This is a genomic window from Streptomyces sp. NPDC020362, assembly GCF_040642095.1.
In the GTDB taxonomy this organism is placed as follows: domain Bacteria; phylum Actinomycetota; class Actinomycetes; order Streptomycetales; family Streptomycetaceae; genus Streptomyces.
Genome location: NZ_JBFAET010000028.1, coordinates 23,610 through 35,526 on the forward strand (window position 1 = coordinate 23,610; position 11,917 = coordinate 35,526).

At 68.3% G+C, this 11,917-nt stretch carries 9 protein-coding genes and 1 pseudogene; 2 read left to right on the forward strand and 8 right to left on the reverse strand.

Annotation, left to right across the window (positions count from 1 at the left end):
* Positions 1-7: 7 nt before the first annotated feature.
* The gene (locus tag AB0H32_RS14015; RefSeq protein WP_361119129.1) at positions 8-967 is read right to left on the reverse strand and encodes a chlorophyllase; all 960 of its coding nucleotides are present in this window, start codon (positions 965-967) and stop codon (positions 8-10) included.
* Between the two features lie 162 nt (positions 968-1,129).
* Positions 1,130-1,240 (reverse strand): annotated as a pseudogene (locus tag AB0H32_RS14020) (aldo/keto reductase); the annotation flags it as partial.
* 214 nt (positions 1,241-1,454) lie between these two features.
* Between AB0H32_RS14020 and AB0H32_RS14025 the strand changes: the two are divergent.
* On the forward strand, positions 1,455-2,096 hold the full coding sequence (locus AB0H32_RS14025; RefSeq protein ID WP_361119131.1) for a TetR/AcrR family transcriptional regulator: 642 nt from the start codon (positions 1,455-1,457) through the stop codon (positions 2,094-2,096).
* Positions 2,097-2,147: 51 nt separating this feature from the next.
* Positions 2,148-2,885: a methyltransferase domain-containing protein gene (locus AB0H32_RS14030; protein WP_361119133.1), complete on the forward strand. Its 738-nt coding sequence runs from the start codon at positions 2,148-2,150 to the stop codon at positions 2,883-2,885.
* Here the strand turns inward: AB0H32_RS14030 and AB0H32_RS14035 are convergent, their stop codons facing one another.
* The 6 genes from AB0H32_RS14035 to typA all read right to left on the reverse strand — a co-directional run bounded on the left by AB0H32_RS14035 (position 2,886) and on the right by typA (position 11,653).
* Positions 2,886-4,007, reverse strand: a complete 1,122-nt coding sequence (locus AB0H32_RS14035; RefSeq protein WP_361119135.1) for an oligopeptide/dipeptide ABC transporter ATP-binding protein — start codon at positions 4,005-4,007, stop codon at positions 2,886-2,888. It lies immediately after the preceding gene.
* Positions 4,008-4,015: 8 nt separating this feature from the next.
* Positions 4,016-5,077, reverse strand: a complete 1,062-nt coding sequence (locus AB0H32_RS14040; protein WP_361119136.1) for an ABC transporter ATP-binding protein — start codon at positions 5,075-5,077, stop codon at positions 4,016-4,018.
* Between the two features lie 14 nt (positions 5,078-5,091).
* On the reverse strand, positions 5,092-6,069 hold the full coding sequence (locus AB0H32_RS14045; RefSeq protein WP_361119138.1) for an ABC transporter permease: 978 nt from the start codon (positions 6,067-6,069) through the stop codon (positions 5,092-5,094).
* A 145-nt stretch (positions 6,070-6,214) separates the two neighbouring features.
* Positions 6,215-8,011, reverse strand: coding sequence for an ABC transporter substrate-binding protein (locus AB0H32_RS14050; protein WP_361119140.1), 1,797 nt, complete (start codon positions 8,009-8,011; stop codon positions 6,215-6,217).
* A gap of 105 nt (positions 8,012-8,116) precedes the next feature.
* Positions 8,117-9,157 carry an ABC transporter permease gene (locus AB0H32_RS14055; RefSeq protein ID WP_361119142.1) on the reverse strand — a complete coding sequence of 347 codons (1,041 nt, stop codon included), beginning with the start codon at positions 9,155-9,157 and terminating at the stop codon, positions 8,117-8,119.
* A 588-nt stretch (positions 9,158-9,745) separates the two neighbouring features.
* Entirely contained in the window at positions 9,746-11,653 is a 1,908-nt protein-coding gene (typA, locus tag AB0H32_RS14060) for a translational GTPase TypA (RefSeq protein ID WP_361119144.1), read from the reverse strand.
* Between the last annotated feature and the right edge of the window lie 264 nt (positions 11,654-11,917).

Sequence of the window (11,917 nt, forward strand, 5' to 3'; positions counted from 1 at the left end):
GGGCCGGCTACTTGGACTCGACCCGTCCGAGCGGACGGGGCCCGGCCGCCAGCGCGTCGCACGCCGCCTGCCAGGCGGAATCCCCGGGATAGAGCTGGGTGCGGAGATAGGCCCAGGTGAGCCGCTGGACCGCGGACACCCGCTCGGGGTTCTCGTCCGTGGTCTCGGCGACGTCATATCCGGAGACCCCACCGAGTCCGTGCTCCGCGTCGAACAGGGTGAGCAAAGACTTGGAGCCCGGGGAGAGGACGTACGGATCGGCGTGCCAGTCCGGACCGCGGACCGTCAGGTGGGCGGAGGCGTCCTTGTCGCCGGCGACCACGAGCGCGGGCGTCGTCATCTCGGAGAAGTCCGTGGTCAGGAAGAAGGAGAGATTCTCGGCCACGGACTCGGTGAGGGCATCGCCGCCCCTGCCGGGCGCGGCCAGCAGGACACCCGCCTTGATCCGGGGCTCGGCCAGGTTCACTTCCGTTCCGTCGTCCGGATCGGTGAGCCGGGCGCCCAGCAGCAGGCTCGCGGTGTGGCCGCCCATCGAGTGCCCGGCCACGGCGACCTTGCTCCGGTCCAGACGCCCGAGGAGCTGCGGCACGGCGGCCTCGATCACATCGAGCCGGTCGAGGATGCGCTTCATGTCCTCGGCCCGTGATCGCCAGTACAGAGGCGCCCCGGGAGTATCGGGATCCAGGCTCAGCGTCCTTGAACTCAGATGGGTGGGCTGGATCACGACGAAGCCGCGCGCCGCCCAGAAGTCGGCGAGGGGGGCGTAGCCGTTCAGCGAGGAGAGGTGGTTCGAGTAGCCCTGGCCGTGCGAGAGGAGGATGACCGGCAGGTCGCTCCCGGTCACGGGCGCGGAGACGCGCACCTGAAGGTCCACGGCCCGGCCGGGAGACGGCAGCACCACCGGACTGAGGGAGAGGACGGGAGTGGGCGGGCCGAAGGTGTCGGGTGTGTCGGTCGATGCGTTCACGATGTTTCTGTCCCTTCAAAGGGTTGGTTCATGGAGGGCCGGACCGGTCTTCCCGGTCGGTCAGCGGCGGCGCAGCGACGGGTCGAGCAGCGCGGGCGGGGTGTCCGACTTCTCGTGCGCGGCGAGGTCGGTACCGGGGGCGACGATCGTGTCGACCGCGTCGAGGGCGGTGGCCTCGTCCTGGCCGGTGCGCCCGATCCGGCCGAAGTTCATCGCGCCGAGCGCGAGGGAGCTGACCTGTACGCCGGTACGGCCCAGGGTGCGGTACTGCATGACCGTGTTCCTCCATTGCGGGGTGATCCATGGTGACCAGACACGGCGATGACCAGGCATGACGCCGGTGACCGGGCATGACGACCGTGACCGGGCATGGCTTGGTGCCGGGTCCCTGCTCTGACATCATGAGCAAGCGGAACCTCGTTCCGCTAACGACGATACGGAACACGGTTCCGTTTTCACAACCCCCGACGGTGGAGGGAGCGGCGCGGTGAGCGACGGCGACAAGGACGCGGGGCCGGCGGCCCGGTCCAAGCGGGCGGACGCCCGGCGCAACAAGGAGAACCTGCTGGATGCGGCTGCCGCGCTCTTCGTCACGTCGGGCGTGGACGCACCGGTGCGCGACATCGCGGCGCGGGCGGGGGTCGGAGTGGGCACGATCTACCGCCACTTCCCCACCCGGGCGGACCTCATCATCGGCGTCTACCGCCACCAGGTCGACGCCTGCGCCGAGGCCGGACCGGCGCTGCTGGCGAGCAGCGCAAGCCCCTTCGCGGCGCTGCAGCAGTGGATCGACCAGTTCGTCGACTTCCTGGTCACCAAGCACGGGCTCGCCGCCGTGCTGCAGTCCGACAACGCCGGCTTCGACGCGCTGCACGCCTACTTCCTCGACCGCCTAGTGCCCGTGTGCACCCGGTTGCTCCAGGCCGCGGACGCGGCCGGCGAGATCCGCTCCGGCCTGCAGGCCTACGAACTCATGCGCGGCGTCGGGAACCTCTGCGTCGGCGCGGAGAGCGATTCCCGGTACGACGCCCGCCGGCTGGTCGCACTCCTCGTCGCAGGCCTGGGCGCGACGGGCGGCCGAAGCACGGCCGAAGCTCCCGAGCCCCGGGAAGATGAAACTCGTTCATGAAGTGCGCCCGTTCCTGACGCGCCGTTCAACATCGTGTGTCAAACTGCCGCGGTGGTAGATCACTCGTTCGCCGATCTCTCGCTCGCCTCGCTCTACGACAGCCTCAATCCCTGGGGCCCGGGTGATGACTTCTACCTGGAGCTGGTGAGATCCGCCGGCTCCGTGCTGGACGTCGGCTGCGGCACCGGTCAGCTGCTGCGGCAGGCGCGGGCCGAAGGGCACCAGGGGCGGCTGATGGGCCTCGATCCGGCGGCCGCCATGCTCGTGCAGGGGCGGCAGGCCGAACCGCGCATCGAATGGGTGCTCGGGGATCTGCGCTCGCGGCGCTGGCAGCCGGACTTCGACCTCGTCGTCATGACCGGGCACGTCTTCCAAGTGCTTCTCTCGGACGAGGAGTTGCGCATCTGTCTGGGCGCCGTGCGGGACGCGCTGGCACCCGGCGGGCGCTTCGTCTTCGAGACGCGGAATCCGGCCGCCCGGGCCTGGGAGCGCTGGACCCCGGACCGGGTGCACGAGGTGACGGACACGGACGGCAGGGCCGTACGCGTCTGGCACGAGGTCCGGGACGGCCCCGTCGGGGACCGGGTGACCTTCACCGAGTCCTTCCAGCGCGAGGGCTGGGACCGGCCCCGGGTCAGCACGGCGACCCTGCGCTTCCTGGACGGCGAGGCCGTCTCCCGCTTTCTCGCCGAGTCCGGTCTGACGGTCGTGGAACAGTACGGGGACTGGGCGCGGGGGCCGGTCACCCCCGCCGGCCCGGAGATCGTCACCGTGGCCCGGCGGGCCTGACTATCCCTCCGAGGACTCCTCCAGTGCCGCCAGCGCCGGGTCCAGCACGATGTCCTCGTCCCGGGCCTCGGTCGTCGGCTCCTCCGGGAAGTGGCACGCCGTCAGATGACCGGAGCGGTTGCCGGAGATCTGCACCAGCGGCGGCTCCTCGCTCGCGCACTTGTCCTGGGCCTTCCAGCAGCGGGTGCGGAAGCGGCAGCCGGAGGGCGGGTTGATGGGGGACGGGACGTCGCCGGCCAGGCGGATGCGCTCGTGCCCGGGCGCGTCGTCCTCCGTGAGGTTCACCTCGGGCACCGCGGACAGCAGGGCGTGGGTGTAGGGGTGGCGCGGGCGCTCGTAGATGGACGCGCGGTCGCCCACCTCGATGATCTTGCCGAGGTACATGACCGCGACGCGCTGGGAGAAGTGCCGTACGACGGCCAGGTCGTGGGCGATGAACAGGAACGCGATGCCGAGGTCCTTCTGGACCTTCTGGAGCAGGTTGACGACCTGGGCCTGGATCGAGACGTCCAGGGCGGAGACCGGCTCGTCGGCGACGATCAGCTTCGGCTCCAGGGCCAGCGCGCGGGCCACGCCGATGCGCTGGCGCTGGCCGCCGGAGAACTCGTGCGGGAAGCGGTTGAAGTGCTCGGGGTTGAGGCCGACGATCTCCAGCAGCTCCCGGACCCGGTTCTCGCGGCCGCCGGGCGGGTTGATGTCGTTGATCTCCATCGGACCGGAGATGATCTTGCCGACCGTCTGCCGCGGGTTCAGCGACGAGTACGGATCCTGGAAGATCATCTGGATCTCGGAGCGGATCGGCGCCAGCTGCCTGCGGGTGGCGTGGCTGATGTCCCGGCCGCGGTACGAGACCGAACCCGACGTCGGCTCCAGCAGCCGTGTGATCAGCCGGCCCGTGGTCGACTTGCCGCAGCCCGACTCGCCGACCAGGCCGAAGCTCTCGCCGACGTGCACGGTCAGGTCGATCCCGTCGACGGCCTGGACATGGCCGACCGTACGGCGGATCGGGAAGCCGCCCTTGACCGGGAAGTGCTTGGTCAGGGCCGAGACTTCCAGCAGCGGCTCGGTGGCCGTGCCCTCGGCGGCCTCATGGCTCGCGGGGAGGACCAGGTCCTCTTTCATGTGTCCTCCTAGCCCAGTCGGGGCCTGATCTCTTCGACGAAGATGGTCCGCTTCTGTTCCGCTGTCAGATGGCAAGCGGAGGAGCGGTCCGGTGCCAGCAGGGGACGTTCGGTGGCGCAGCGGGTGCCGCCGACCCGCTCCGGGAAGGTGCACCGGGGATGGAAGCGGCAGCCGGACGGCGGGGTGAGCAGGCTCGGCGGGGCACCGGGAATGGGCGAGAGCGGGGTGCCGAGGTCGGAGTCCAGCCGGGGCATCGAGTTCAGCAGGCCCCAGGTGTAAGGGTGCTGCGGGGACCGGAGGACCTCGTCGACCGCGCCGCGCTCCACCGCCCGCCCCGCGTACATCACCATGATGTCGTCGGCCATGTCGGCGATGACACCGAGGTCGTGGGTGATGAAGACGATCGCCGAGCCGAACTCCTGCTGGAGGTCCTTGAGCAGATCGAGGATCTGCGCCTGCACCGTCACGTCCAGCGCCGTGGTCGGCTCGTCGGCGATCAAGAGGTCCGGGTTGCACACCAGCGCCATGGCGATCATCGCGCGCTGGCGCATGCCGCCGGAGAACTGGTGCGGATAGTCCCGGGCCCGTTCCCTGGGGTTGGGGATGCCGACCTTGGCGAGCATCTCCACAGCGCGTTCCCAGGCCGCCTTCTTGGAGACGCCCCGGTGCTTCATGTACGGCTCGGCGATCTGCCGGCCGACCGTGTAGAAGGGCGACAGCGCGGTCAGCGGGTCCTGGAAGATCATCGCCACCCGGTTGCCGCGGAGCCTCTCCATCTCCTTCTCGGTGGCGGTGATCAGTTCCTTGCCGTCGAACAGGATCTCGCCGTCGATCGTGGTGAACAGGGGGTCGTGCAGCCCCAGGACGGTCAGGTTGGTGACCGACTTGCCGGAACCCGATTCGCCGACGATGCCGAGGGTCTTCCCGCGGTGCAGGTCGAAGGAGAGCCCGTCGACGGCCTTGACCGGGCCGTCCTCCGTGGAGAACGTCACCTGCAGGTCGCGTACCGACAGGAAGCCGTCCGGCCCCGCCGGGGCCGGTTCGCCCGCGGCCTTGGTCATGGTGGTCACAATGCTCGTTCTTCCTAGGAGAGCCGGATGCGCGGGTCGATCCACGCGTAGGTGATGTCGGTCAGGATGTTCAGGATCAGGATGAAGAAGGCGCCGAAGAGCATGACGCCCATCGTCAGCGGCAGGTCCTTGTTGACCGCGCCGTCCACCGCGAGCCGGCCGATTCCCTGCAGGGAGAAGGTCAGTTCGGTGACGACGGCACCGCCGAGCAGCGCGCTGAGGTCGATGCCGAGCACGGTGACGATCGGGATGAGCGAGCCGCGCCAGGCGTAACGGAAGAACACGTACTTGCGTGACATGCCCTTGGCGCGGGCGGTGCGCACATGGTCCTCGGCCAGCTGCTCGATCATCGAGGAGCGGGCCATACGGGTGTACTGCGCGGTGAAGATGGTCGCCATCACGCACACCGGGATCGACATGCCGACGAACCAGCCGACCGGGTCCTGCGTGATGGGGACGTACTTCGGGTCCTCCATCCAGCCCGTGCTGTAGACGAGGACGGTCAGCACGATGGGCCCGAGGAAGTAGATCTGGAACGAACTGAGCACCATGGACGCGCCCGTGGCGACCTTGTCCACCACGGTCCCTCGCCGGTAGGCGGCGATCATGCCCGCGCCGATGCCGAGGACCAGGAAGACGATCGCCCCGCCGACGGTCAGGGTGAGGGTCAGCGGGAACCGGTCCATGATGGTGCTCCAGACCATGTCCCCCGAGTAGAACGACACGCCCAGACACGGGGCCGAGCAGTGACCGGTCGGGAAGTCGCGGCCCGTCACGATGCCGGACATGAAGTCCCAGAACTGCTGGGCCAGCGGCAGGTTGAGGCCCAGGGCGTCCCGGATGTCCGCCAGCCGCTGGGGCGTACAGTCCTTGCCGCAGGCCAGGGACGCGTAGTCGGACGGTGCGGCCACGAACAGGAAGAACGTCGCCGCCCCGATGAGGAAGAGCGTGACGAAGGCGCCGACCGTGCGCCGGATGATGAACTGAAGCATGGCGGGCTGGCTGCTCTCTGGTCGGACGGTGGGGAGGGTGCGCCGGACGCGGGGCCCGGGCGCGGAGCCCGGAGACGGGGCCGGTGACAGGGCCCGGACTCGGGGGCACGCTCGCCTGGTGCGTGCCCCCGTGGTCAGCCCCGGGTCACGACTTCAGGTACAGCCGGGTGACGTCGATGAGGCTGGACACCGAGCCGTAGCGGGCACCGCCCACGTTGGAACCGGAGATCTGGAACTGCTTCGTGTACCACAGCGGAGCCGACGGGACGACGTTCTCCAGCAGGTAGTGCTCCGCTTCCTTCCAGGTCTTGGCGGCCTCGGTCGGCTGCTCGGTCAGCGCCTTCTTGATGAGGGCGTCGACCTTCGGGTCCTTGACGTGCGAGTAGTTCGCGGAGCCGTCGAAGACCTGCGAGCCGTCGTAGATCGGCGTGACGACCGTGGCCGGGGACGGCCAGTCCTGGCCCCAGCCGCTGATGTAGATGTCGTACGGGTTCTTGAGCTTGCCGATCTGCTCGTAGTAGCTCGCGGCGTCGATCTCCTTGGAGACCACGTTGAAGCCGACCTTGGTGAGCGCGTCCTCGATGGCCACCTTGCGCTTCTGGCCGTTCTCGCTGTTGCCGTAGGCGAAGACGAGCTTCTTCTCGGACGCCGGGACGTCCTTGAGGATCTCCTTGGCCTTGGCGATGTTGCCCTGCGGGGTCTTCAGCCTGCCGTACGGGTCGTAGGCCGGCTCGTAGCCGGGCAGCGTCGGGGCGAAGTAGTTCGGGGCGACGTCGCCGCCGTAGGCACCGCCCTCGCCGGCGATGAGGGACTTGGAGTTGACCGCGTAGGCGACGGCCTTGCGGACCTTGATGTCCTTGACCCGGTCGAGGTTGAAGGTCAGCTGCATGACGTAGGGCTGGTAGCCCTTGACCGTGCGCTTGCTGGCCTCGGGGTTGTTGATGACGTCCTGGATCTGGGTGGCCTCGACGCCGTTGGTGAGCTGGATGGCGTTCTTGTTGTCGCCCTCGTCGGCGATCAGACGCTTGGTCTGGGTCGACTCGGTGACGCCGAACTGGATGTTGAAGCCGTCGACGTACTGGTGGCGCACGGAGTCGGTCTTCGGGTCCCAGTTGGGGTTCTTGACCAGCTTCAGCAGCTTGCCGGCCTTGTTCTCGGCGATCTTGTACGGGCCGGTGGCGTCCGGCTTCTTCTCGTACTTCTCCTTGGTGTCGGCCTTCGCCGGGACGATGGCGTAACCGGCCATCGCGAGCGTCTGCGGCAGGTCCTGACGCGGTGTGTCGAAGTGGAAGACGATCGTCTTGTCGTCCGGGGTGTCCAGCACCTTGGCCGGCAGGTGCTTGCCGTCGAAGCCGCCGCCGGGCAGCGCCTTGCGGTAGTCGGCGCCGCTCAGCCAGGTCTGCAGATAGGTCGGGCCGTCGAAGATGAACTTCGCGTACAGGCGCTCGATGCTGTGGCGGACGTCGGCCGAGGTGATGGGGTTTCCGTTCTCGTCCTTGATGCCGTCCTTCAGGGTGAAGGTCCAGGTCTTGCCGCCGTCGGAGGACTTGCCGGAGTCGGTGGCGAGGTCACCGGCGACCGAGACGTTGCCCTTGTCGTCCTCCTGGAACTGGGTCAGGCGGCGGAAGAGCAGGTTGGCGACCTGGCCGGCGTCGGAGACGTAGATCTGGCCCGGGTCCAGGTGGGAGAGGCCGGCCTCCTGGTAGATCGTGATGGTGCCGCCGCTCCGGGCGCCGGGGACGTCCTTGGCGGGGCCGGTCGAACCGGCGGCGTCGACATAGGTGACCGCCTTCGACTGGACCGCCGCCTGCTTCTGGTCCTTCTTGGAGTCCGTGCCGGACTTCCCGCCCGTGTTCTTCGAGCAGGCCGCCGTCAGGACCAGGGAGCCGGCCGCGAGGGCTATCACGACGGCGCGCGCTCTGCGTGAGCTGTGAGACAACATGTGGCGAATCCACCTACCTGTCGGTGTTGTTATCCGTGAGTTCTGCCGGGCGCCGGCCGGTCGGGCCGGCCGGGGGGCGGCAGCCACCCCCACCCAACGGACGGCCTATCGCCCGGACTTGGGGTCGAACGCGTCCCGTACGGAGTCCCCGAGGAGGTTGAAGCTCAGGACGAAGATCACCAGTGCCATTCCGGGGAAGAACATGAACGCCGGGTCCTGCTCGGCGTACCGGGCGCCGGCGGCGAAGAGGCGTCCCCAGTCCGGCGTCGGCTCGACGAACCCGACGCCCGCGAAGGAGAGGAAGGCGATGCTGAGGATCGTGCTGGGCAGTGTGTAGGTGAACTGCACCAGGATCGGGGTCACGACGTTCGGCAGGATCTCCTTGCGCACGATCCGCCAGGGCGAGGCGCCCGAGACCCTGGCCGCCTCGACGAACTCCCGTTCGCGCAGGGACAGTACGGTGGATCTGACCAGCCGGGCCATGCCCATCCAGCCCAGCAGCCACAGGACGATCAGCATGGCCAGGGCACGGAAGTATGTCGGGGTCTCCTCCCGCGGGTCCACGAAGAACGAGGTCACCACGGGCATGAAGGCGATGAAGAACAGCTGTTGCGGAAAGGAGAGGAAGAAGTCGGTGGCGCGGCCGATCCAGTAGTCCGTGCGGCCGCCGAAGTAGCCGCCGATCAGGCCGACCACGACACCCGTGACCATGACCAGGACGGTGATGCCGAGCGCCATGTACAGCGAGGTCCGCATGCCGTACAGCAGCATGGCGTACAGGTCGCGGCCGTACTGCGGCTCGACGCCGAACCAGTGGTCGCCCGAGACACCGCCCAAGTAGCCGAGCGGCAGGCCGAATTGGTCCAGCACGGGCTTGTCGGCGTAGGTGGGATCCTGGCCGTACAGCGTGTACGGATCGGTGCCCGGGAGCTTCACCAGCAGCGGGGCGAGCAGGGCGACGACGAAGTAGCCGATGACCACGACGGCACAGATGACGCCGGTACGGTCACGTTTGAAGCGGATCCACATCAGCTGGCCGGGTGACCGGCCCTGGAGCTTCCTGGCCTCGGGGTGCGTCTCCGGCCCTGGTTCGCCGTCGACGACGACCGAAGTCCCGCCGCCCTCGATGTCGATAGGACTTGTCACGGTTCGTCCGTTTCACAGATATGGGTGTGAGAGGTGTCCGGGTACTCCGAGAACGCGCGTGGCCGCAGCCGGACGCGCGTAGTTCTACGGCCGAATCACACCGCTGGAAGCGACGAACTGACCCATCTGGTGTTCGTGACACCGCGCATGGGGGTTCCTCCTCATGACTTCACGTGTTCACCAACAGGAGAGGGTTTCCGTCTTCCCTCCGACACCCCTGACGGAGGGTCAGACACCCCCTGGTGCTCGCGAGTCGGCGCTGTCCCCACAGCGCGAGACCCATTGACCCGAGCGCTACGCGGCTAACTATCTGCCATGAGCAAGGTGCCGACCACCGTCTGTAAATCTCAATTCAGTCACAGCTGACGCAGACAACTTCCAAAAACTGGACAAACTGTTCGCTGGGTGAAGGCCGCGAAACGGACGTGTTACATAGGTATCGGTCCGGGATCTCCGCATTACGGACACCCGCCGCCGGAAAATGGGTTGCACAAAGCCCGGGTGCCCCCAACGTGGGGGCACCCGGGCTCAAGTGAGGTGCTATGGGGCCGGGTCCGGCCGTGTTATGGGCCCGGATCCGGCCCTCGCTCAGCCGTGCTTGGCGCGGCTCGCGGCGCGGGCGCGCTCACGGGCGTCCAGGTTCACCTTGCGGATGCGAACGGCCTCCGGGGTCACCTCGACGCACTCGTCGTCACGGCAGAACTCCAGCGACTGCTCCAGCGAGAGCTTACGCGGCGGCACGATCGCCTCGAACGAGTCGGCCGAGGAAGACCGCATGTTCGTGAGCTTCTTCTCCTTGGTGATGTTGACGTCCATGTCGTCGGAGCGGGAGTTCTCGCCGACGATCATGCCCTCGTACACCTCGGTGCCCGGGTCCGTGAACAGCACGCCGCGCTCCTGGAGGTTCGTCATCGCGAAGGCGGTGACGGCACCGGAGCGGTCGGCGACCAGCGAGCCGTTGTTACGCGTCTGCAGGGTGCCGAACCAGGGCTCGAAGCCCTCGTGGATCGAGTGGCCGATACCGGTGCCGCGGGTCTGGGTCAGGAACTCGGTCCGGAAGCCGATCAGACCGCGGGACGGCACGACGAACTCCATGCGGACCCAGCCGGAGCCGTGGTTCGACATGTTGTCCATCCGGCCCTTGCGGACGCCCATGAGCTGCGTGACCGCGCCCATGTGCTCCTCGGGCACGTCGATCGTCATGCGCTCGACGGGCTCGTACGTCTTGCCGTCGACATCCTTGGTGACCACCTGGGGCTTGCCGATGGTCAGCTCGAAGCCCTCGCGGCGCATCTGCTCGACCAGGATGGCCAGCGCCAGCTCGCCACGACCCTGCACCTCCCAGGCGTCGGGGCGCTCGGTGTCCAGGACCCGGAGGCTGACGTTACCGATCAGCTCGCGGTCCAGGCGGTCCTTGACCTGGCGGGCGGTGACCTTGCGGTCCTTGACGGCCGCCTTGTTGTCGGCGCCCTTGCCGGTGCCGCCACGGCCGACCAGCGGCGAGGTGTTGGTGCCGATGGTCATGGAGATCGCGGGCTCGTCGACCGTGATCAGCGGCAGCGGGATCGGGTTCTCGGTGTCGGCGAGGGTCTCGCCGATCATGATGTCCGCGATACCGGCGACGGCGCAGATGTCACCCGGGCCGGCCTTCTCGGCGGGCTTGCGGGTGAGGGCCTCGGTCATCATCAGCTCGCTGATGCGCACGTTGCTGATGGACCCGTCGCGCTTGATCCAGGCGACCGTCTGGCCCTTGCGCAGCTCGCCCTGCTCGACGCGGAGCAGCGCGATACGGCCGAGGAAGTTGTCCGCGTCGAGGTTGGTGACGTGGGCCTGGAGCGGGGCGGCCTCGTCGTAGGTCGGGGCCGGGATGTGCTCCAGGATCGTGGAGAAGAACGGCTCCAGGCTGGTGGAGTCGGACGGGACCGTGCCGTTGTCCGGCTTGGTCAGCGAGGCGACGCCGTCACGGCCGCACGCGTAGACGATCGGGAACTCGATCTGCTCCTCGTCCGCGTCCAGGTCGAGGAAGAGGTCGTAGGTCTCGTTGACGACCTCGTCGATCCGGGAGTCCGGACGGTCCGTCTTGTTGATGCACAGGATGACGGGCAGACGCTGCTGGAGCGCCTTGCGCAGCACGAAGCGGGTCTGCGGCAGCGGGCCCTCGGAGGCGTCGACGAGGAGCACCACGCCGTCCACCATCGACAGACCGCGCTCGACCTCGCCGCCGAAGTCGGCGTGGCCGGGGGTGTCGATGATGTTGATGGTGATCGGGTCGCCGCCATCCTTGGGGTGGTACTTCACCGCCGTGTTCTTGGCGAGGATCGTGATGCCCTTCTCACGCTCCAGGTCGTTCGAGTCCATCATGCGGTCGTCGACGCCTTCGAGCTGGTGGGCGGCGAAGGCACCGGCCTGCTTCAGCATGCCGTCGACGATGGTGGTCTTGCCGTGGTCGACGTGGGCGACGATGGCGACGTTGCGGATGTCGTGGCGCGTGGCCATAGTGCGGCGAACTCCCAGAGTGGTGAGAAGGCCCTGCTGCGTACGTCCGGGTGACGCGGGCCTGCCGGGCTTGACACGCCACGGCCTCACCCCATGGTACGTGGCCGCTGCGGATGCGGCTCGCCGGGATGGGTCTGCGCAGTTCAGGGGGCTCATGGGCTTGCAAACGGGGGCCGGCCGGGGGGCGTGCCGCTCCGCCGCACGGGCTCGACGAGACCCCGCTCATGCGCGCCCGGCCACGAAGCCCCCGCTCACCCGTGCCGG